Source organism: Bacillus gaemokensis, from assembly GCF_001590835.1.
In the GTDB taxonomy this organism is placed as follows: domain Bacteria; phylum Bacillota; class Bacilli; order Bacillales; family Bacillaceae_G; genus Bacillus_A; species Bacillus_A gaemokensis.
This window is the reverse complement of record NZ_LTAQ01000067.1, coordinates 128,358-151,461: the sequence shown is the minus strand read 5'-3', so window position 1 is coordinate 151,461 and position 23,104 is coordinate 128,358. Positions and strand designations below refer to the sequence as shown.

General features: G+C 36.1%; 18 protein-coding genes and 1 pseudogene. 15 read left to right on the top strand and 4 right to left on the bottom strand.

Annotated elements, in window-relative coordinates; all coding sequences use genetic code 11:
• Window positions 1–123: 123 nt before the first annotated feature.
• Entirely contained in the window at window positions 124–330 is a 207-nt protein-coding gene (locus AZF08_RS25680; RefSeq protein ID WP_033674871.1) for a KTSC domain-containing protein, read from the bottom strand.
• 349 nt (window positions 331–679) lie between these two features.
• On the opposite strand from AZF08_RS25680, the gene AZF08_RS30610 reads away from it, so the two are divergent.
• Together AZF08_RS30610 and AZF08_RS25675 are read left to right on the top strand one after the other, a co-directional pair.
• A complete protein-coding gene (locus AZF08_RS30610; RefSeq protein ID WP_156029087.1) occupies window positions 680–847 on the top strand; it encodes a hypothetical protein in 168 nt (55 codons plus the stop codon).
• A 25-nt stretch (window positions 848–872) separates the two neighbouring features.
• A complete protein-coding gene (locus tag AZF08_RS25675; protein ID WP_063177405.1) occupies window positions 873–3,383 on the top strand; it encodes a transglycosylase domain-containing protein in 2,511 nt (836 codons plus the stop codon).
• A gap of 159 nt (window positions 3,384–3,542) precedes the next feature.
• Here the strand turns inward: AZF08_RS25675 and AZF08_RS25670 are convergent, their stop codons facing one another.
• Window positions 3,543–3,809, bottom strand: a complete 267-nt coding sequence (locus AZF08_RS25670) for a hypothetical protein (RefSeq protein ID WP_033674869.1) — start codon at window positions 3,807–3,809, stop codon at window positions 3,543–3,545.
• A gap of 262 nt (window positions 3,810–4,071) precedes the next feature.
• Between AZF08_RS25670 and AZF08_RS25665 the strand changes: the two are divergent.
• The 9 genes and pseudogenes from AZF08_RS25665 (at window position 4,072) to AZF08_RS25625 (ending at window position 15,802) form a co-directional block, all read left to right on the top strand.
• A pseudogene (locus AZF08_RS25665) lies at window positions 4,072–5,198 on the top strand (MFS transporter).
• 148 nt (window positions 5,199–5,346) lie between these two features.
• Entirely contained in the window at window positions 5,347–5,637 is a 291-nt protein-coding gene (locus AZF08_RS25660) for a HesB/YadR/YfhF family protein (RefSeq protein WP_033674868.1), read from the top strand.
• Between the two features lie 421 nt (window positions 5,638–6,058).
• A complete protein-coding gene (gene mmgD, locus AZF08_RS25655; RefSeq protein ID WP_051725751.1) occupies window positions 6,059–7,177 on the top strand; it encodes a citrate synthase in 1,119 nt (372 codons plus the stop codon).
• A 98-nt stretch (window positions 7,178–7,275) separates the two neighbouring features.
• Window positions 7,276–8,712: a 2-methylcitrate dehydratase gene (gene prpD, locus AZF08_RS25650; protein ID WP_033674867.1), complete on the top strand. Its 1,437-nt coding sequence runs from the start codon at window positions 7,276–7,278 to the stop codon at window positions 8,710–8,712.
• A gap of 16 nt (window positions 8,713–8,728) precedes the next feature.
• Window positions 8,729–9,637, top strand: coding sequence for a methylisocitrate lyase (prpB, locus tag AZF08_RS25645; protein ID WP_033674866.1), 909 nt, complete (start codon window positions 8,729–8,731; stop codon window positions 9,635–9,637).
• 111 nt (window positions 9,638–9,748) lie between these two features.
• Window positions 9,749–11,509 (top strand): sigma-54-dependent Fis family transcriptional regulator, encoded by a 1,761-nt coding sequence (locus AZF08_RS25640; RefSeq protein ID WP_033674865.1) that lies wholly within the window; start codon window positions 9,749–9,751, stop codon window positions 11,507–11,509.
• Between the two features lie 140 nt (window positions 11,510–11,649).
• Entirely contained in the window at window positions 11,650–13,359 is a 1,710-nt protein-coding gene (locus AZF08_RS25635) for an acyl-CoA dehydrogenase family protein (protein WP_033674864.1), read from the top strand.
• A 16-nt stretch (window positions 13,360–13,375) separates the two neighbouring features.
• The gene (locus AZF08_RS25630) at window positions 13,376–14,266 is read left to right on the top strand and encodes an NAD(P)-dependent oxidoreductase (RefSeq protein ID WP_033674863.1); all 891 of its coding nucleotides are present in this window, start codon (window positions 13,376–13,378) and stop codon (window positions 14,264–14,266) included.
• A gap of 75 nt (window positions 14,267–14,341) precedes the next feature.
• Entirely contained in the window at window positions 14,342–15,802 is a 1,461-nt protein-coding gene (locus AZF08_RS25625) for a CoA-acylating methylmalonate-semialdehyde dehydrogenase (RefSeq protein ID WP_033674862.1), read from the top strand.
• A 77-nt stretch (window positions 15,803–15,879) separates the two neighbouring features.
• Here the strand turns inward: AZF08_RS25625 and AZF08_RS25620 are convergent, their stop codons facing one another.
• Window positions 15,880–16,512 carry a LysE family translocator gene (locus AZF08_RS25620; protein ID WP_063177407.1) on the bottom strand — a complete coding sequence of 211 codons (633 nt, stop codon included), beginning with the start codon at window positions 16,510–16,512 and terminating at the stop codon, window positions 15,880–15,882.
• Window positions 16,513–16,667: 155 nt separating this feature from the next.
• Window positions 16,668–17,720 (bottom strand): enoyl-CoA hydratase/isomerase family protein, encoded by a 1,053-nt coding sequence (locus AZF08_RS25615; RefSeq protein WP_033674860.1) that lies wholly within the window; start codon window positions 17,718–17,720, stop codon window positions 16,668–16,670.
• A 431-nt stretch (window positions 17,721–18,151) separates the two neighbouring features.
• Here AZF08_RS25615 and AZF08_RS25610 point away from each other — a divergent pair, with 431 nt between their 5' ends.
• The 4 genes from AZF08_RS25610 (at window position 18,152) to AZF08_RS25595 (ending at window position 23,100) form a co-directional block, all read left to right on the top strand.
• The gene (locus AZF08_RS25610) at window positions 18,152–18,409 is read left to right on the top strand and encodes a hypothetical protein (RefSeq protein ID WP_033674859.1); all 258 of its coding nucleotides are present in this window, start codon (window positions 18,152–18,154) and stop codon (window positions 18,407–18,409) included.
• Window positions 18,410–18,595: 186 nt separating this feature from the next.
• Window positions 18,596–18,835 (top strand): DUF2584 family protein, encoded by a 240-nt coding sequence (locus AZF08_RS25605; RefSeq protein WP_033674858.1) that lies wholly within the window; start codon window positions 18,596–18,598, stop codon window positions 18,833–18,835.
• 21 nt (window positions 18,836–18,856) lie between these two features.
• Window positions 18,857–20,014, top strand: coding sequence for an exonuclease SbcCD subunit D (locus tag AZF08_RS25600; RefSeq protein WP_033674857.1), 1,158 nt, complete (start codon window positions 18,857–18,859; stop codon window positions 20,012–20,014).
• Complete coding sequence (locus AZF08_RS25595; protein ID WP_033674856.1) at window positions 20,011–23,100, top strand: AAA family ATPase; 3,090 nt, start codon at window positions 20,011–20,013, stop codon at window positions 23,098–23,100. Before AZF08_RS25600 ends, AZF08_RS25595 begins: the two co-directional genes overlap by 4 nt.
• The last annotated feature ends 4 nt before the right edge of the window (window positions 23,101–23,104 follow it).

Sequence of the window (23,104 nt, the reverse complement as noted above, 5' to 3'; positions counted from 1 at the left end):
GCTCCTTGTGGAGTCGGCTATTTTATTATTCGACCTTATGTGTAATTTCTTTGCCAGTCATACATATGAGTAGATATAATACGGATAAAACCGACCTAAATTATCCCTATAATATGAGTTATACTAAATTTTAGTGTGACGAAAAGAGTTTTTAATATAAGTATTATGATAGTAGCTTTTTGATTGTGCATTTAATAATCCTGTATAAATGCTTTCAGGTACAGCATAGAAATCATATGTACCATTTCTAAATTCAATTCGTAAAATCATTGACGATGGATTATAACCTACAGCGACTAAAGTTTTAGAAATTACCGGATATAGAGTCATGTTAGTTCATCTCCTCTCTTAAATATATTTAGATATTGATAAAGGGAAATCCTGCTAATTTATAGAAATATAGTATGGGGATGTTGCATGGTGTTTATGACTAGCACTTTTTTTGTGTGCTTGTTTTAGCTTGAGTTCACATGAAATTCATATTGTTATGATATTTTTATCTCACTATTGATTTGCTAGCCATAGTTATGCCAATAGAAAAATTTGACCAAATGTAAAAAAAGTATATTATTTATACGAGGTCATATGTTTTTACACCTTGCTGTATAAGATTTTTGAAAGTCCATCTCTTACATTCTATGTTTTACATGCAAATAATATTAGAAAAATGGAGGAGAAAATGGTTTGTCCTAAATATCTAGAAGCATTGCATGATTGGAGTAATGTGCAAATGCGAAACGGATATTACTTTTTGAAGCCTGGATTTGATAGCTACTTTTTTAAAATTAGGCCTATTTATTGTGGAGAAATCAATATGTTGATTTTATTTTTATATGAATCAGCGTGAGAATTGAAAGGCAGGAGAAAGCAACATGTCAGAGAATTATCGTTCTCGAGAGGAGCGAAGACAAGTACAAAAGAAAAAGCAGCCAAGTGCAAATAAAGAAAAAACGAAAGGTAAAACATCTATTTTTCGTAAATTTTTAATTGGATGCTTAATACTTGGAATCGTGACACTCGTAGCGGGAGTAACTACTTTTTTCATTATGATAAAAGATGCTCCTAAACTTGAAAAAGCAAAGCTTGTTAATCCATTATCAGCAAAAATCTATGATAAAGATAAAAAGCTAGTATATGAATATGGGAAAGAAAAGCGAACAAATATTACGTATGATCAAGTACCGAAATTGGTAGAAAGTGCGTTTTTAGCTACAGAAGATGCGCGCTTTTATGATCACAGTGGTGTTGATTTTAAAGGTACTGGACGTGCAGTTTTAGTTAGTCTCACTGGAAATTATGGCTCGCAAGGTGGTAGTACAATTACGCAGCAGGTTATTAAAAACTATTTCTTATCTATGGACAAAACGCCTAAGCGTAAAGCACAAGAAATATTTTTGGCCTATAAATTAGAACAGCAGTATTCAAAACACGAAATATTAGAAATGTATTTAAATAAGATTAATTTAGGGAACCGCTCATATGGTATCGCAACAGCAGCAGAAAATTATTATGGAAAAGAGTTAAAAGATTTAACTTTACCAGAGGCTGCGATGCTTGCAGGGTTACCAAAAGGACCTAGTATTTACGATCCAACAAAACCACAAAATGTAGAGAGAGCAACAGAACGTAGAAACGTAGTACTACATTTAATGAATCGACATGGATATATTTCTAAGAAGGAAATGGAAGAAGCATCTAAAGTGTCTGTAAAAGAAGGGCTGCGTCCGCCTAAAGAGGTAACTGAAATGCCATATCCTGCATTCATAGACGCTGTGGTGAAAGAAGTAGAGAAAGAATTGCCAGATGCAAACGTTGGATCGGATGGTTTATCTATTTACACAACATTAGATCCGAAAGCACAGCAATATGCGGATGATCTTTTAAACAAAAATATTATTAGCTATCCGAATGATAAATTCCAAGGTGCTTTCACATTTATGGACACTAAAACTGGAGAAATTCGTGCGATAGGTAGTGGTCGTGGTGAAAACAAAGCGACATTTAAAGGACGTAATATGGCAATTGAACTAGATCGTTCAGCAGGATCAACAATGAAGCCAATCTTTGATTATGGTCCAGCAATTGAATATTTAAAATGGCCAACGTATCATCAGCTTGATGACTCACCTTTTAAATATTCAACAGGACAAGAGGTTCGAAATGCTGATAGAGAATATAAAGGTTCGATAACAATGCGTGATGCTCTTAAAATGTCTCGCAACATACCGGCAATTAAAACAGCAAAAGAAGTAGGGCTTAGCAAAGCTCAAAGTTTCGCAGAAGGTTTAGGTATTAAATTCGGTAAAGAGGTACCTGAATCAACAGCAATTGGTACGAATGAAGCATCACCAACTGAAATTGCAGGAGCATATGCTGCATTTGGTAATGATGGGAAATATACGAAACCACACTTTGTTAAAAAAGTGGTTTATCCTGATGGGAAATCAAAAAGTTTTGAGCCGAAATCTAAACGTGTGATGGAAGACTACACAGCATATATGGTGACAGATATGTTGCGCTCTGTCGTTAGCTCAGGTACAGGTACAGCAGCAAATGTAGGTTCTTTAGATGTTGCAGGTAAAACAGGAACAACAAACTATTCAGCTGCAGACGTAGCGAAATATGGTATACCAGCTAGTGCATCACGTGATAGTTGGTTCGCTGGTTATACACCGCAATATACAATGGCGGTGTGGACTGGATATATGAAAAATGGTCCTGAAGATTATATAAGTAGTAAAAATACGAAAATTGCACAACAAATTTTTAAAGAAATGATGAGTCAATTTGGATCGGATACATCACACTTTAAAGCACCAAGTAGTGTTATACCAGAGGGTGGTGAATTACGTGTGAAAGGAGCAAAACGAGAGTCTTCTCCAAATACGAACACGTCGAATTCAAACTCAAATTCCGGTTCAAATTCAAACGAACAAAAGAAAAATGATGAGCAACAAAAACAACAACTAGAGGAAGAACAAAAGAAACAACAACTAGAAGAAGAGAAAAAGAAACAAGAGCAAGAACAAAAACAAAATGGAGAAAATGGCCAAGGGCAAGGTAATACGAATCCACCAAATAGTGGAAACGAAAATAACCAAGGTGGTACGAATCCACCAAATGGTGGAAACGAAAATAACCAAGGTGGTACGAATCCGCCAAATGGTGGAAACGGAAATAACCAAGGTGGTACGAATCCACCAAATGGTGGAAACGAAAATAACCAAGGTGGTACGAATCCACCAAATGGTGGAAACGAAAATAACCAAGGTGGTACGAATCCGCCAAGTGGTGGGAACGGCGAAGGCCAAGTTAGTACGAACCCACCGAGCGTTGGAAATGGTCAAGGTGAGACAAATACAAACCAAAACGGTGGTCAATAATCATATTTTTACTAGATAAACAAAGCCGGCTCTTTTCTAGAGCTGGCTTTGTTTTTTTACTAAAGTTTATCACTCCGTATGAAAACGACAGGATTTCTTCTGTCGTTTTTTGATTATTCACTTCTGCATTTGTTTTTAGTGATATATATGAAAATATAGTCAGATATTGAAAGTCCCATAAAAATTTTGAAAATATATGGATGGGAAGTGATAGAAAATTTGCGGGGCAGCATATGGAGAAGTGGCTGGATATGGATGACCAGAGTGGGTTCCATAATGCCAAAATGAAGGCGTGGCTTCACTAGGTAATTGATATTGCTGCCAAATTGCGGGAAGTTCAATACCAACACCAGCACTTCCAGTATGGACGGGAGAAACATGTACAGAAGGAGCTGCAACAGCAATTCTTAGGGGAAATAGATACATAAAAGAATCACTCCTAAATTGCATTATGTAGCAGTATATTCTTGTATTCGTTATAAAGGTGCACAGGTAATCTTATTTTGGAATGTATAAGTAAGTCTTGTGCAGTGGAACTAAGCACAAAGTCGTAAGACCTAATCAATCTGTCGACGATAGACCATTTATATTTAAAAATACGCCTATTTGCGGAAGGAAACTTCGTATTAAAAATGTACAATACAAATGTAAATATGAGTATTGAGACAGATTATACGGAGGCATTCTTATGGAGCGATTATGGACGAAGTCATTTATTCAAATGACTGTTGCAATGTTATTTTTATTTACAGGTTTTTATTTACTTGTTCCAACACTCCCGTTATTTATAAAGGAGTTAGGGGGTAGTGAATCTCAAGTTGGATTTATGATGGGCATGTTTACGATAGCGGCTGTTGTTGCTCGACCGGTTATCGGTGGATTGTTAGATAAATATGGAAGAAGACCTTTTATCATTTGGGGGCTAATCTTTTTTGGGATTACGATGTATTCATATAATTGGATAGCAAGTATTGCACTTTTAGCCGTTTTACGAATTATTCACGGCTTGACATGGGCAGTTTCTACAACTGCGGTTGGAACAGCCATTACGGATATTATTCCAAATTCTCGCCGTGGAGAAGGAATGGGATGGTATGGGATGGCAATTGGACCGATGATTGGTTTGTGGATGATACAAAGTTATTCCTTTCATGGGTTATTCCTTTTAGCGACCCTGTTGTCATTTATGGCAATGTTCCTTACATTTATGACGAAAATTCCGTTCACACCGCAAGAAGGAAAAGGAAAAATTCAGCTATTTGAAAAGTCGATTTTACCTATTGCAATTGTTATTTTCTTTTTATCATTTGCATATGGGGGATTACAACTTTTTTACCACTGTTTGCAGCATCTATTGATGTGAATCCAGGTACATTCTTTTTTGTGTATGCAACTGCATTAACAGTTATCCGGCCAATTTCGGGGAAATTATCGGATAAATACGGAGAGGTGTTTATAATCTTGCCAGCTTTATTAATAACAGTATTGGCGATACTTGTTTTAACTACCTCTAATGGTTTAATCGGGGTTATTATAGCAGCAATTTTGTACGGTATTGGATTTGGTTCAGCGCAGCCAACCTTACAGGCAGCAATGCTTAGAATTGTCGATCCGAGTAAAAGAGGGATTGCAAATGCCTCTTTTTTTACGGCGTTTGACTTAGGGATTGGACTTGGTGCTATTTTATTAGGTTTTGTTTCACAACTTTTTGGTTATCGTATCTTGTTCACTGCCAGTGCGGTTTCAGGAGTGGTAGCTCTCTTAATTTTTATGTTTTTTGTAAAACAGCGATTAGCAAAAAAGGAAATTGCATAAAGTGAAACTTCCATCAGTAGGAGATTTCTTCATTCTCCGCTGATGGTTGTCCCTCACCAATCGGGCTTTAACCTACCTATCTTTTTTATTTCATGGGATCTTACTGCCCATTAATACAGGATAATAATTTTTTGATTGGAGCAAAACGATGAAAATTACAGTTGAATCTAGAGCTATCAAATGGTTTAAAGAAGAATTGAATATACAGAGTGGTAATTTTGTTCGATTTGTAGTTAGATATGGCGGAAATAGCACGATTCAATTTGGTTATTCCTTAGGATTGGCTTTTGAGGAACCGGAAGATATAGCGGTGTCTACTGAACAGGATGGCATCCGATTTTTTGTCGATTCCGATGATATTTGGTATTTTCAAGACTATGATTTAGTTGTGAGTTATCATATGGAAATGGACGAAATTGAATTTAATTATGTAAAATAATAACTTTATTAAAAATAAAAATATTTTATATGAAAATTGTATTGGATTAATAGCGATATATAAAATATGTGTAAGCGAGTTGGGTATATATACAACTCGCTTTTTTGTGTTTTGAAGAACGGCGATAAATATCCGGAGTAAATTGGTTATGTTATAAGCTTTATATGGAATTATGTTGAAAATCAATATATTTCGGTTCAAAAGAAAAGGAAGGGATTTTGAGTTTTTTGATAAAAAACTTAGAAATTATTCTTAAAAAATAGTTTTATTACAGTAGGAAAAGCATAGGAAACTTATCATTATAAAATAAATTGAAATCTTCTAAAAACTCTGATACATTGAAATGGAAATGTAGTTTCACAATGTTGTAAAGGCTTACAATTATGTGCACGAAGATCTATTAGGATTGGAGGAAATAATAATGAAAGCTGAAGAAAAATTTTCCCCGGGATTAGACGGTGTAGTGGCAGCGGAGACGAAAATCTCGTTTCTCGACACAGTAAAAGGTGAAATTGTTATTCAAGGATATGACTTAATTGAGTTATCAAAGACAAAAAGTTATTTAGATATTGTGCACCTTTTATTAGAAGAACATCTACCAAGTGAGGATGAAAAGGAAACACTTGAAAAGAAATTGAAGGAAGAATACGAAGTGCCAGAAGGTGTGTTCAATGTTTTAAAAGCATTGCCAAAAGAAACGCATCCTATGGATGGATTACGTACAGGTGTATCCGCATTAGCTGGTTACGATAATGATATTGAAAATCGTTCGTTAGAGGTTAACAAAAGTCGCGGCTATAAACTGTTAAGTAAGGTGCCAAATATTGTAGCAAATAGTTATCACATTTTAAATAACGAAAAGCCGATCGGGCCGCTTCAGGAGTTATCGTATAGTGCAAACTTTTTCTATATGTTAACTGGAAAAAAACCAACTGAGCTTGAAGAAAAAATCTTTGACCGCTCTCTTGTTTTATATAGTGAACATGAAATGCCAAACTCTACTTTCACAGCTCGCGTTATCGCATCTACGCAATCAGATTTATACGGTGCTCTAACAGGAGCGGTTGCATCCTTAAAAGGAAGTTTACATGGCGGTGCGAATGAAGCAGTTATGTACATGCTTTTAGAAGCAGGAACTGTTGAGAAATTTGAAGAGTTATTGCAAAAGAAACTATACAACAAAGAGAAAATCATGGGATTTGGACATCGCGTCTACATGAAGAAGATGGATCCAAGGGCGCTTATGATGAAAGAAGCTTTAAAACAGTTATGTGATGTAAAAGGTGATTATACATTATATGAAATGTGTGAAGCTGGAGAAAAGATTATGGAGAAAGAAAAAGGTATTTATCCGAATCTAGATTATTATGCTGCTCCAGTATATTGGATGTTAGGGATTCCAATTCAACTGTATACACCAATCTTTTTCAGTTCAAGAACGGTAGGGCTATGTGCGCATGTTATTGAACAGCATACAAATAATCGCTTGTTCCGCCCACGTGTAAATTATATCGGCGAGCGACATGTGCTTAGCAAATAAAAACAACTGGGGAGTTGTTAAGGCCGCCCGCCAGGTGGGTGTTTGACCGACACCCATCCTTAATAATAACGAATTTTCGACAGAAAGGGAATGATAGCGTGATTAAAACAAATGAAATTAAACAAAAAGATGCAATTTTAGAAGAGATTACGGATTATGTATTAAATAAAGAGGTAACAAGTTCAGAAGCATTCAGTACAGCACGTTATGTGTTACTTGATACGCTTGGGTGCGGGATTTTAGCATTGCAATATCCAGAGTGTACGAAATTACTAGGACCAGTCGTGCCAGGAACTGTTGTGCCAAATGGTACACGTGTACCAGGAACATCATTTGTACTTGATCCAGTACGCGGTGCTTTTAATATTGGGTGTATGATTCGTTGGCTAGACTATAACGATACATGGCTTGCGGCAGAATGGGGACATCCGTCTGATAATTTAGGTGGAATTTTAGCTGTTGCAGATTATGTGAGCCGCGTTCGTGTTTCAGAAGGAAAAGAAGCATTAAAAGTACGCGATGTACTTGAAATGATGATTAAAGCGCATGAAATTCAAGGTGTACTTGCTTTAGAAAATAGTTTAAACCGCGTTGGTCTTGACCATGTACTATATGTAAAAGTAGCGACAACGGCAGTTGTTACGAAAATGCTTGGTGGATCGCGTGAAGAAATCTTTAATGCATTGTCTCATGCGTGGATTGATAACTCTAGTCTTCGTACATATCGTCATGCTCCAAATACAGGCTCTCGTAAGTCGTGGGCAGCGGGAGATGCAACGAGCCGTGGTGTTCATCTTGCGCTTACTGCATTAAAAGGAGAAATGGGTTATCCAACAGCGCTATCTGCACCAGGCTGGGGATTCCAAGATGTATTGTTTAATAAGCAAGAACTAAAATTAGCAAGACCTTTAGAGTCTTATGTAATGGAAAACGTATTGTTTAAAGTATCTTATCCAGCCGAGTTCCATGCACAAACAGCTGCAGAATGTGCAGTGAAATTACATCCAGAAGTGAAAGAACGACTAGACGAAATTGATCGTATTACAATTACGACACATGAATCAGCAGTTCGTATTATTGATAAAGAAGGTCCGTTAAATAATCCAGCTGATCGTGATCATTGCTTGCAATACATTACTGCAATTGGTCTGTTAAAAGGCGATATCGTTGCAGATGACTATGAAGATGAAGTTGCATTTGATCCTCGTGTAGATGAATTACGAAATAAGATGGTCGTTGTAGAAAACAAACAATATAGTTTAGATTACCTTGATCCGAACAAGCGCTCAATCGCCAATGCGGTTCAAATTCATTTCAAAGATGGAACAGTGACAGAAAATGTTGAGTGTGAATATCCACTTGGTCATCGCTTCCGTAGAGATGAAGCAATTCCAAAGGTTATTCAGAAGTTTTCTGCGAACATGGCAGTTCATTATTCTAATAAACAACAAGAAACAATCCATGAAGTTTGTTTAAATGAAGAAAAATTAGAAAATATGAATGTAAATGAATTTGTAGATCTTTTCTTAATTTAAGATAGGGGGAATAAGAATGGCTTGGGTTGTGAGTAAACAGTCAACACAAGAAGAGCTTGCCAATCGATTTCGCGCTTTAGTAGAAGCACCTGAAATTTTACAAATTCCTGGTGCACATGATGCAATGGCCGCTCTTGTTGCAAAAAATACTGGATTTTCAACTCTTTATTTATCGGGAGCTGCTTATACAGCAAGTAAGGGGTTACCAGATTTAGGTATTGTAACGTCTACTGAAGTAGCTGAAAGAGCAAGAGACCTTGTTAGAGCAACGGATTTACCTCTTCTTGTTGATATTGATACAGGATTTGGCGGAGTACTAAATGTGGCACGTACTGCGGTAGAAATGGTAGAAGCGAATGTAGCTGCTGTCCAAATTGAAGATCAACAATTGCCGAAGAAATGTGGACATTTAAATGGGAAAAAACTTGTTTCCACTGAGGAGTTAGTCCAAAAGATTAAAGCAATTAAAGAAGTCGCACCAACCCTAGTTGTTGTAGCACGTACAGATGCTCGCGGTGTAGAAGGATTGGATGCAGCGATTGAAAGGGCAATTGCTTATGTAAAAGCAGGTGCGGATGCTGTTTTCCCAGAAGCACTTCAATCTGAAGAAGAATTCCGTTTGTTTAACAGTAAAGTAAATGTTCCACTACTTGCGAACATGACCGAATTTGGAAAAACACCATATTATAGTGCAGAAGAATTTGCAAACATGGGCTTCCAGATGGTGATTTATCCAGTTACATCACTTCGCGTTGCAGCGAAAGCATATGAGCGCGTATTTACGTTGATTAAAGAAACAGGTTCACAAAAAGAGGGCTTGTCTAATATGCAAACAAGAAGTGAATTGTACGAAACAATTTCGTATCATGATTTTGAGGAATTAGATAACGGAATTGCAAAAACGGTATTATCTGAAGATCAATAAAACAATGGGAAAAGGCGATGATGAGACATCTTTGGCAAAAACAACTGCTTGATGTGGAGATTCATCGCCTTTTTATATTATCTAATTGTTTTGCAAAAGAGGTGGAAACATATGAACTCTATAGAAGATTACTCTGTAGGAAAATGGCTGAATGATGATTTTCAGTTTGTGAAAATGAATACTACGGTTGCAGAGGCAATCGATCTATTCATTGCATCAGCGACTCATGAACTACCTGTACTAGAGGGGAATCGAATGGCTGGTATTGTAAAACTATTAGATTGTGTTCAATGGATGAAAGAAAATAGTAATGAGTGTACCCCAGTTTGCATGATTGCTCAGCAAAATTTTTGTCAGGGAAGTACAGAGAAACAAATGGAAGAAGTGAAGTGTTTACCACTTTATGTGATAAACGAGAAGAGTGGAGTACTAGAAGGAGTGATAGGGCAATCTGAGCTGCTTGCTTTTCAAACATTTTTAGAACAGCAATTGAAAGAATCAAAGCGTTTAATTGAATGGTTTCTTCTTTCCTTTGATACGGCTTATGAAGGAATTGCCATTGTAGATGAACGTGGTGTTATTCAAATGTTTAATGATACGTATAGCTGCTTTGTTGGGGTAACGAAGGAAGAAGCTATTGGACAGCTCGCCGAAAATGTAATTGAGAATACGAGGCTTCCAGTTGTGCTAAAAACGGGTGTTCCAGAGCGAAATCAAGTACATCGTTTGCAAGGTCAAAATTTAGTCGTACACCGGATGCCCATCTGGAAGCAAGGTAGAGTGATCGGTGCTGTAGGAATGCTTATCCATGAAGGTATTTCAGATATTTATAAAATATTAGAGAGATTTGATCAAAAGGATGGATCCGTAAAACCACTGTTTTCTAAGCCGAGAAAGAAGCAAATTCGATTTGAAGATATTCTTGGAGAGAGTCAAACAATTTCTGAGACGAAAAAAATGGCTCGAAAAGCAGCACAAACCAAAGCATCTGTGTTAATTACTGGAGAGAGTGGTGTTGGTAAAGAACAATTTGCGCGGGCAATACATGATACAGGTATAACGAAAAATGGTCCATTTATTAGTGTAAACTGCGCTGCTATTCCTGAGAATTTATTAGAATCGGAACTGTTTGGTTATGCAGAAGGTGCTTTTACAGGTGCGAAAAAGAATGGAAAGGCAGGGAAGTTTGAGCTTGCCAATCATGGAACGTTATTTTTAGATGAAATTGGTGATATGTCCCTATTAACGCAGGTGAAAATCTTACGTGTCCTGCAAGAAAGAGAGATAGAAAGAATAGGTGGTACACATCCAATTTCTGTTGATTTCAGGCTAATCGCAGCGACCAATAAAGATTTAAAACAAATGGTTAAAGAAGGTACATTCAGAGAAGATTTATATCATCGTCTTCACGTCATTCCGATTCATATTCCCGCACTACGTTTTCGAAAGCAAGACATTCCGCTCATTGTAGAAGAACATATACAAAAGTTGTGTCAAACATACGGTGCTGAGGAAAAGACACTGGACAAGGAAGTATTACGACTTATGTTCCATTACAATTGGCCAGGTAATGTTCGTGAGTTAATCAATGTGCTAGAAAGGTTATTTGCTCTATCAGACGATGCACATATAAGGACTAAAGATTTACCAGAAGAGTTCTATTATCGAGATATGGAGCAGAAAAAATTAGTACCTATGATTCAGTCTCTACCAGCAAAGCAAGAAGCGATGAAAGTCGTGCGTGAAGAAGAAGAGCGTGGATTAATTGAACGTGTTTTAAAAGAAGCAAAAGGGAATAAGTCAAAAGCAGCAGCATTGTTAGGAATTTCTAGGGCGACTCTTTATAATAAATTGTCACGATTCAAAATCTAAACAAATTATTATAAACAATGTAAAACTGTCTAGACAGTTTTACGTTTTCTTTTCATTTAGCCCAAGTTCTATCGAGTTTTTAGTTTGGCATAGATTTTGCATATAAAGAAAATGAAGACCGAAATGATAGGGGGATACAGATGGAGAAAACAAAGTTGCAATGGGACGAATTTTTTTCGCTGAATAAGGAGCTTAATACAACCTTTTTTACACCTGAGGATTTTTCAGGTGATGAAGATTTAATCGCAAAAACAACGGAACAATTTGTTAAACAGGAAATTGTTCCTCAAATTGAAAACATCGAACAGCACAATTATCAAGTTTCTCGAGGGTTATTTGAAAAGGCTGGAGAACTTGGATTGTTAAGTGTAGAGGTGCCAGAAGAATATGGTGGATTCGAATTAGGAAAAGCAGTTTCTGGACTTGTAGCGGAAAAGATGGGATATGCAGGAGCATTTAGTGTTTCCTTTAACATTCATGCTGGAGTAGGTACATTACCATATATATATTACGGGACAGAAAAGCAGAAGGAAAAATACTTACCGAAAATCGCATCAGGTGAATGGATTGGGGCTTATGCATTAACAGAGCCTAATGCTGGATCAGATGCGTTAAGTGCCAAAACAAGCGCTGTATTAAATGAAGACGGAACGGCTTGGAAATTAAATGGTGAAAAGCAGTGGATTACCAATGCTCATATGGCTGATGTATATGTTGTTTTTGCAAAGACAAATAAAGGAATGACAGCATTTATTGTCGAAAGAACATGTGAAGGTGTTTCAATTGGTCTAGAAGAAAAGAAAATGGGTATTAAAGGTTCTTCGACTGCGACACTTATTTTAGAGGATGTCGTAATTCCTGCTGAGAATGTATTAGGGGAAGTTGCAAAGGGGCACCACGTAGCTCTCAATATTCTTAACTTTGCTAGATTGAAACTTGCTTTTGGAAATATTGGGACAGCCAAGCAAGCAATTGGTTTATCTGTTCAATACGGCAAAGAACGAAAACAGTTTCAAACAGAATTAGTGGATTTCACGATGATTCAAGAGAAAATTGCCGATATGATCATCGCTACATATGGTGCAGAGAGTGCTGCTTATCGGACAGCGGGTGTAATTGATGATGCAATTCATGAGAGTGACGAAAGCATCATGCAGAAGATGTCTCAATTTGCAATTGAGTGTGCCATTAATAAAGTAAACGCTTCAGAAATACTTGGACACATTGTAGATGAAGCTGTACAAATTCATGGTGGTTATGGCTATATGCAAGAGTATGAGGTAGAACGATTATACCGAGATGCTAGAATTAGTCGTATTTTTGAAGGGACGAATGAAATTAATCGATTAACAGTTGCAAAAATGTTAATGAAACAAATGAAGCAAATAGAGGATCACAAAGATGAAGGAAACTTTGAAAATATCGAGCGAAATCATCGTTATATTTTATTATCGAAACAATTATTGAAACAATCTTTGAAAACGCTATCTCAAACTCCTGAATTAAAAATTGAACAAGAACAAGAATATTCACGCGTATTAGCAGACATGTTGAAAGATGTGTATGTAATGGAATCAGCATTTCTACGTACGAAGAAAGCGGTAAGTAAAAATGGTGAGGAAAAAGAACGTACAAAACAATTCATAACAGATGTTCTTTGTGAAGAAGGATATCGCAAAGTAGAGTCAGTAGCAATTGTTCTTCTTTCTGCAGCAGTAAAAGAAGAACAAAATAGAAACGCTATTCTAGATGAAATCCGTCAACTGTCAGTACCTCTATATACGAACTTATTTACGAAAAAGAGAGAAATTGCGAAAGCCATTATAAATCGCGGAAAATATATTGTTTAAATAGGAGGAGTACAGTATGAAAAAGATTGGTTTTATTGGTTTAGGTAATATGGGTTTTCCAATGTCTAAAAATTTAGTTAAATCTAATTTCACTGTGTATGGTGTCGATTTAAATAAAGATGCTGAAGCTTCCTTTGAGAAAGAAGGAGGAATTATTGGCTTATCCATCGCAAAATTAGCAGAAACATGTGATTTGATTTTTACAAGTTTACCATCCCCGCGGGCTGTTGAAGGTGTTTATTTCGGAGCAGAAGGCTTGATTGAAAATAGCCATCCGAATGTTGTCCTAATTGATACAAGTACAGTAGCACCGCAATTGAATAAAAGATTGGCAGAAGCTGCGGATGATAAGAAAGTAGATTTCTTAGCTGCACCAGTTAGCGGTGGTGTAATTGGAGCAGAAAATCGCACATTAACTTTTATGGTTGGTGGATCGAAAGAAGTATATGAAAAGGGTTTACCAGTGATGGAAGTATTAGGAGCGAATGTTTTTCATGTCAGTGAGCAAATTGATAGTGGCACGACTGTAAAACTCATTAATAACTTACTAATAGGCTTCTACACAGCAGGTGTAAGTGAAGCTTTGACTTTAGCGAAGAAAAATAATATGGATTTAGATAAAATGTTTGATATTTTAAATGTTAGTTACGGGCAAAGTAGAATTTACGAGCGTAATTATAAAAGTTTTATTGCACCAGAAAGCTATGAGCCAGGATTTACTGTAAATCTACTAAAGAAAGACTTAGGATTTGCAGTTGATTTAGCGAAAGAAAGTGAACTTCACTTGCCAGTAAGTGAAATGCTATTGAATTTGTATGATGAAGCTGGTAAAGCGGGATATGGTGAAAAGGACATGGCTGCTTTATATAAGAAGGTAAGTGAACAACTCATCTCTAGTCATGAATAATGAATGGTTCTAGCGCTGATTATACTTTCATTACGAAAGAATCTCTACTTTTAAAAACAAAAAGGAGCGAATATAATGATTACAACAGAAATTAAACGAGTGAAAAATCATATTAATGGTGAATGGGTAGAATCTACTGGTACAGAAGTCGAAGCTGTCCCAAATCCTGCAACAGGAAAAATCATCGCTTATGTTCCGCTTTCTCCAAAAGAAGATGTGGATCGTGCTGTAGAAGCTGCCAAAGCGGCTTATGAAACATGGTCAAAAATTCCAGTTCCGAATCGTTCAAGACAGTTATATAAATATTTACAACTTCTACAAGAAAACAAAGATGAGCTTGCAAAAATTATTACATTAGAAAATGGAAAAACATTAAAAGATGCGAGCGGTGAAGTACAGCGTGGTATTGAAGCTGTAGAACTTGCAACATCAACACCAAACTTAATGATGGGACAAGCACTTCCAAATATTGCAGGTGGAATTGATGGATCGATTTGGCGTTATCCAATCGGAGTTGTTGCTGGTATTACACCATTTAACTTCCCGATGATGATTCCTTTATGGATGTTCCCACTGGCAATCGCTTGTGGTAATACATTCGTACTGAAAACATCGGAAAGAACACCGCTTTTAGCTGAGAGACTTGTAGAATTATTCTATGAAGCTGGTTTCCCAAAAGGAGTCCTAAACTTAGTACAGGGCGGAAAAGACGTTGTAAATAGCATTCTAGAAAATAAGGACATTCAAGCTGTTTCGTTTGTTGGTTCTGAGCCAGTAGCACGCTATGTATATGAAACAGGAACGAAATATGGAAAACGAGTACAAGCACTTGCAGGAGCGAAAAACCACGCAATTGTTATGCCGGATTGTAATCTTGAAAAAACAGTGCAAGGTGTAATTGGTTCTGCTTTTGCAAGCAGTGGCGAGCGTTGCATGGCATGCTCTGTTGTAGCTGTTGTGGATGAAATTGCTGATGAATTTATTGATGTACTAGTATCTGAAACACGTAAATTAAAAGTAGGCGATGGCTTCCATGAGGACAATTACGTAGGGCCATTAATTCGTGAATCTCATAAAGAGCGTGTATTAGGCTATATTAATAGCGGTGTGGCAGATGGAGCTACGTTATTAGTAGATGGTCGTAAGATTAATGAAGAGGCCGGCGAAGGGTATTTTGTTGGAGCAACAATCTTTGATGGAGTAAATCAAGATATGAAAATTTGGCAAGATGAAATCTTTGCTCCAGTACTGAGTATTGTGAGAGTAAAAGATTTAGAAGAGGGAATTAAGCTAACAAATCAATCAAAATTTGCAAATGGTGCAGTTATTTATACATCAAGTGGTAAACATGCACAAACATTCCGTGATAATATTGATGCAGGCATGATTGGCGTAAATGTTAATGTTCCAGCACCGATGGCATTCTTCGCATTTGCTGGTAATAAAGCGTCCTTCTATGGTGATCTTGGAACAAATGGAACAGATGGCGTTCAATTCTATACACGTAAGAAAGTTGTGACAGAGCGCTGGTTTTAATAGACAAATAGTAATATGTAACTTGTTACATGTACGAAAAATAGACCCCTCAGTAGAGAGTGGTCTATTTTTTATCATTAACTATTTTTTTCGAAGGCTAATTTGATACCAAATCCAATTAAAATAATGCCGGTAAGTCCTTGAACGTATCTTTGAGTAGTTGGCTTTTTCATAAAGACACTTATTTTATCAATTAAGAATATATAAAAGGCAAACCATATTGCAGTTAAAACTAAATAAGTAAGTCCCATGATGAGAAATTGAATGAATGTATTATGGTTAGGATTTAAAAATTGCGGTAAAAAGGTCAAAAAGAACAAAGCGACTTTTGGATTTAAAAGATTCGTAAGAAAACCTTGTCGGAAGCAAGATGTGTTTTCAACTGCATGTTTCATAGGCAGCTCATTCGTATCAATGCTGTTTTTGTTTTTTAAAGATAAAAGTGCTTTTATGCCTAAGTAGACTAGATAAATCGCACCAACATATTTAAAGATAGAAAATAAGAAAGCGGATTTAACAATAATAGCTGAGAGCCCAATTACAGCAGCTAAAGTATGAATTAAAAGGGCGATACATGTACCGAAAACAGTTTTTATTCCTCCTATTTTTCCTGCAGTAAGAGTGTTTTTCGTAGCCATTGCAGTATCAGGGCCAGGTAAAATAATAAGACAAATAGACATGATAATAAAAAGAAAATAATTCTCCACAATCCCTCCACCTTTCTTTGTTCGTTTTTTTGAAAATTGAATTAAAAGTAGTGTAACACAATTCAAGATAGGGATTAAAGAAAATTTAATAATGTATAATATGAGAATGAAAAAGCTAGATGAGGCAGTGGATAAGCTGCTTCATCTAGCTTTTTTCGCTATGCATTAAGAAGATTAAAGAAGCGGTTTACATCTTCATCTGAAACGTCACTTAATTGTTTATATTTGTACTGTGGATTTTGATCTTTGTCGACAACGACTGAACGTACTCCTTCAAAGAAATCTTCGTGTCGCATGAAATTTTTAGCGAGCACCAGATCCGTCGCAAAGCATTCTTCAATTGATTTTTCTTTTCCATCAATTAATTGTTTTAGTGTTATTTTTAAAGAGAACGGGGATTTTGATAGTAATGTTTCTTTCGTTTTTAAAGCGAAAGATCTTCCGTCATTCTCTAATGAATGGATGATATCTTCAACGGTATGGAATGAAAAATGTTGATTAATTTCTTCTAATAAGGAAGTAAGTTCACTTTCAGTATTAGGAGTGGTTGCAAATTTATGAATGAGTGCTTTTAAAGTTGTATGTACATCTTGATTATGCCAATTTACATTTTTAACTTCGGTAAGGAAAGTAGGTAATGTTTCAGATGCCATATAATAATCAGCAGCATTTATATATAATACATCAGCAGCTTTTAAAACGGATGCTGTTAAAGCGACATATCGGCCAGCCTGTCCAGGTGCTTTATTTAAGAAATAAGCGGCGCCGACATCTGGGAAAAACCCAATGTTCATTTCAGGCATGGCCCATTTTGTTCGATCTGTGACAATTCGATGTTTAGCGCCATTTGTAAGGCCGACACCACCACCCATTACAATTCCATCTAAACAAGCGATAATTGGTTTTGGATAATGATATATATAAGTATCTATTTCATACTCTTCTTCAAAGAATTGTTCAGCATGTTGTAATGCAGTTTCACTAGAGCGAGCTTCATATAATGTTTTAATATCACCGCCAGCACAAAATCCTTTTGTACCAGCACCTTTTAAGACGATAATTGCAATACGATCATCTTTTTCCCATTCTTTTAGTTTTTGGCCAATGGGTTTTAACATATCATAAGATAAAGAGTTAAGTGCTTTTGGACGGTTTAAAGTAATCGATGCAATACCATTTTCAACAATGGAAAATAAAACATTTTCGGTCATTTTGAATCCTCCTCTTATATATTGTCTAGTTCTTATTTCTCGGTGAAAGTAGAAATGTCCTTTATCATTTAAAATATGCAAGTAATGTGCCAGGTTTGAATCCTTTAATTAAAAAGAAAGGATAGGAGTAAACTGTCTAAATGTCTAAACAAATTTACATGTAGAAAGTGTAGTGAAATGGTTTTTGTACTATTGCATATTTTGACGAGTTATATTTGCAGGATTTCAACATATGAAAAGGAATATTACAACATCAGTTATTGAAAACGAAGGGAATACGATATGTATTATCTTTAACTAAAAGAAAAATGACTAATTAGTATGGGGATGATCGGGAAAGAAACTTCATTTTATTGTATTAGCTGAATTGTCTAACTTTTAACGACGCGAGAGTTTGTATATAATAGGGAATAGAGAAAGGAGAGATCGGAATGCCAGGGCCTTTGCTATTATCGGTTATTATTTTGTCTTCTCTCATGGTAGGAATTACACAGTATTTTCATCATACAGATACGACAGAAGAAGTTAAGGATAAAGTACGTCTCGTATTTCCGGTTTTTATATTATCTATTTCATTGTGCTTTATATTAAATAAAGATGGATATATTGTGACATTATTCTCGTTTTTTATAGCGATTATTTTAATTACTGTATTGTATTATATAATGAAGGACTATTTACAAAAATAAGAGTGCCTGAAAGGGCATTTTTATTTTTGTAAATAGTCATAATTTCACATACCGTATTGTAATAGAAAAAATAAAAAAGGGATAACAAATATAAAAGTGTATTCTTCACCATGTATTCACTTGTCAATCAGGAATAGCCACTATACTATTAAAGTATAGCGAGTAGAGAAAAGGGGTTGCATGTATATGAAGTTTGAAATGCATACAAAGATTATTTCAAATGAACAAGAAACGAGATTACATATAGAAGAAAATGTATTCCAATTAATATTAGATGGTTATCACTTATTTGCTGTGTATGAAATATTACCTTTATATAAATCAGATCAAGAAAGAATAGGTAGTGCAATCATTCAAAAGTTAGAGTGGGAAAATGGAAAAACAACACTTAACTATCAGCTTGTTTCATTACAATCAGTAAATTAGAGGAGAGAAAGGAAGGGGAAAATGAAGCTTTTTCATACAGCGGATTGGCATTTAGGGAAACTTGTTCACGGCGTGTACATGACAGAAGATCAACGAATTGTGTTAGATCAGTTTGTTCAAGCTGTGCAAGAAGAAAAACCGGATGCTGTAATTATTGCAGGTGATCTATATGACCGAGCAATTCCACCAACAGAAGCAGTAGACTTATTAAATGATGTATTACAAAAGATAGTAATTGATTTACAAACGCCAGTAATCGCGGTGGCAGGGAATCATGATAGTCCCGATCGCATTCATTTTGGAAGTAGCTTAATGAAGAAACAAGGATTACATATTGTTGGACAATTTCAATTTCCATATGAGCCTGTTGTTTTAAATGACAAGCACGGAGAAGTTCATTTTCATTTAGTCCCATATGCAGATCCAAGTATTGTAAGATATGTTATGAAAAATGAAGATATTCGTTCTCATGATGATGCGATGCGAATTTTCATGAATGAACTTTCGGAAACAATGGATCAAGAAGCAAGACATGTATTTGTAGGACACGCATTTGTTACTTCTTCGGGCGAGGCAGAAGAAAATACGAGTGATGCAGAACGACCGCTTTCAATCGGCGGTGCTGAATATGTAAATAGTCACTATTTCGACAAGTTTCATTACACGGCGCTTGGTCACCTACATCAAGCGCATTTTGTACGTAATGAAACAATTCGTTATTCTGGTTCGCCACTTGCGTATTCCATTTCTGAAGAACGACATAAAAAAGGATACTATATTGTTGAACTAGATGAAGCAGGTCAAACGACAATAGAAAAACGTTTATTTACACCTCGTCGCCAAATGCGAACAGTAGAAGCGAAAATAGATGATTTATTAAAGCATCCAACAAGTGAAGATTATGTATTCGTGAAACTATTAGATGAGAATCCTGTATTGCAACCGATGGAGAAAATTCGTTCCGTCTATCCAAATGCAATGCATGTTGAACGTTCTATTCAAAGACGCGAATTTACAGAAACAAATGAAGTTACTATTTCTAGACATAAAACAGATGACTTATCTCTTTTGAAAGCTTTTTATAGAGAAATGAAGGGCTCAGATTTATCAGAAGAGAAAGAACGTCTTTTCTTAGACGTATTACAAACAGTGCAAGAACGGGAAGGTGAACGAGGATGAGACCACTTCAGCTTATTATGACGGCGTTTGGTCCGTATAAACAGCGAGAAGTTATCGATTTCAATGATCTTGGTGACCATCGTATTTTTGCGATTTCAGGAAATACAGGAGCTGGAAAAACAACGATATTTGATGCGGTTTGTTATGTATTATATGGAGAAGCGAGTGGGGAAGAACGTAGTGATACAAGTATGCTTCGTAGCCAATTTGCTGATGATAATGTATACACAAGTGTAGAGTTAACCTTCCAGTTGAAAGGAAAACAATATGAAATAAAGAGGCAGCTTGGTCATAAAAAACAAGGGAATAAAACAATTACGGGACATGCTGTTGAATTATATGCAGTGATAGATGACGAGAAGGTTCCATGTGTGGATCGTTTTCATGTGACAGATGTGAATAAAAAAGTAGAAGATTTAATCGGACTTAGCAAACATCAATTTAGTCAAATTGTCATGCTTCCGCAAGGGGAGTTCCGAAAGTTATTAACATCTGAAACAGAAAATAAAGAAGAGATTTTACGCCGTATTTTTAAAACAGATCGTTATAAATTAATGCGTGAATTGTTAGATCAAAAACGTAAACAATGGAAAGATGTTCTTCAAGAAAAACAAAAAGAAAGAGAAGTATATTTCCGTAATGTTTTTAAGTTACCGATTCGAGATGGTTCATTATTAGAGACATTAGTTCAGCAGGAACATGTAAATACGCACCAAGTAGTTGAGGCTCTTGAACAGGAAACAAATTGCTATGAGGTGGAAGTTGAACAATTGCAAACGCAGCAAACCGTACAAACGCAGCAATTAAAAGAAGTAGAAGTTCATTTCCATGCAGCTAAATCTATTAATGAAAAGTTCCAAGCTTTGCAGCAGAAAGAAGAACAACAAAAGGTTTTACAAGAGAATCGTGCACAAATAGAAACAGCAGAACAACGCTTCAAACGTGCAGAACAAGCAAAACGACTATTACCATTTGAACAATGGTATGAAGAAGCGGTGCAAAGCGAACAAAATGCAAAGCAAATATTGAAACAAATATTTGTAAAGAAAGAACAAACAGCCAAGGCGTTTGGACTTGCACAGGAGAAGTATGAAGAATTAAAGGGCAAGGAGTCTGTGCGTGAAGAAGGTAAGAAAACTGTACAAAGATTAGAAGAGTTACAGCCAATCATTGCTTCATTAGCAGAGAAAAAATCAAAATTACAACAGGCCGAACTTCAGAGTGAAAAACTGAAAGCGGGTATTCATAGGTTTGAGCAAGAGTTAGAAGGACAGGTTTCTAAAAAACAACAAACTGCTGGAGAATTACAGCAGTTAGAAGCAGCTCTTGAGCAGTACGTAACAAAAGTAGAAGAATTAACGAATATGCGAGAAGATGCAAAAGTATTAAAGCAAGCATGTGATGTTTGGCAAGAAAAACAAAAATATGAACAAGAGAAAGAAACTGCAAATCAAAAGGTGGAAGTTGCAGTTAAAGCATATGAAGAGATGGAACATCGTTGGTTAAACGAACAAGCAGGAATGTTAGCTCTTCATCTTCACGAAGGCGAATCTTGCCCGGTATGTGGTAGTGTGGATCATCCGAAGAAAGCAACAGAACGCGGAGATTCCATTGATGAAAAACAGTTAAATGAACTGCGTGAAAAGAAAACAGTTGCGGAAAAACTACATGTTCAAGTAGAAGAGAAATGGAACTTCTACAGATTGCAATATGAGCAAGTAATAGAAGAAGTCGTAAAACGTGGATACCGTTCAGAAGAGTTAGTCGAAACATATCGTACGTTGGTGCAAAATGGAAAGCAACTGGTTGCTGAGGTAAACACGCTAAAAGCAAGTGAAGAAAAGCGTAAACAACTTGCACTAAGTCTAAAGGAATTTGAAGAACAATTAGAAGAGTTACAGAAGCAAAAACGCGAAGCTGAAGTAACGCAGCACCGTACTGAAATGGAGTGCATGCAACTTCGTACGTCCTATGAACATGATCAGCAGAAAATCCCTGAAGACTTACAAACATTAGAAGCGTGGAAGCAGCAATTTGATCAAGCTACTAGCATACTTCGCTTTATGGAAGAGGAGTGGAAGAAAGTCCAAGAAGCTTATCAACATTGGCAAAATGAAAATATACGCGTGGAAGCTGAATATGATGGATCCGTGAAGCAGGTAAATCATGCAAAAGAAAAGAAGGAAGAAACGTTACTTCGCTTTATGACAGAGCTTGAAAAGGGCGGATTTATAGACCAGCAAGCTTATAAAGAAGCAAAATTAACTGATGTAGAAATGAAAAATCTACACGAGCAAATTCAAAAATATTATTCATCTCTTGAAGTATTAGCGAAACAAATTGAAGAACTAGCAAGTGAATTGAGCGGAAAAGAATGGACGGATATTACATCGTTAGAAGAACAAATGAAAGAGCTAGAAATTCAACTTGATATTACAAAAGAAAAGCGTCAACGCGCTCAAAGTGCAGTTGTATATATTTCTGATTTACATGAAAATATTAGACGAATCGATGAACAAATTCATGAAGAAGAAAAAGCTTTCCAAGAGCTTGTTGACTTATATGAAGTAATGAAAGGAGATAATGAAAGTCGTATTTCCTTTGAACGTTACATTTTAATTGAGTATCTAGAACAAATTGTTCAAATCGCTAACGAAAGACTTCGTAAACTATCAAACGGACAATTCTATTTAAAACGAAGTGAACGAGTTGAAAAGCGAAATCGTCAAAGTGGATTAGGATTAGATGTATATGATGCATACACAGGCCAAACGCGTGACGTAAAAACATTGTCCGGCGGTGAGAAATTTAATGCATCACTTTGTCTAGCACTCGGTATGGCGGATGTCATCCAGGCATATGAAGGCGGTATTTCTATCGAAACAATGTTTATCGATGAAGGATTCGGCTCATTAGACGAAGAGTCATTAACAAAAGCAGTTGATGCATTGATTGATTTACAAAAATCAGGAAGATTTATCGGTGTTATTTCACACGTACAAGAGTTGAAGAACGCAATGCCAGCTGTTTTAGAAGTAACGAAGCAGAAGGATGGGTGTAGTGAGACGAGGTTTGTGGTGAAGTAACCCT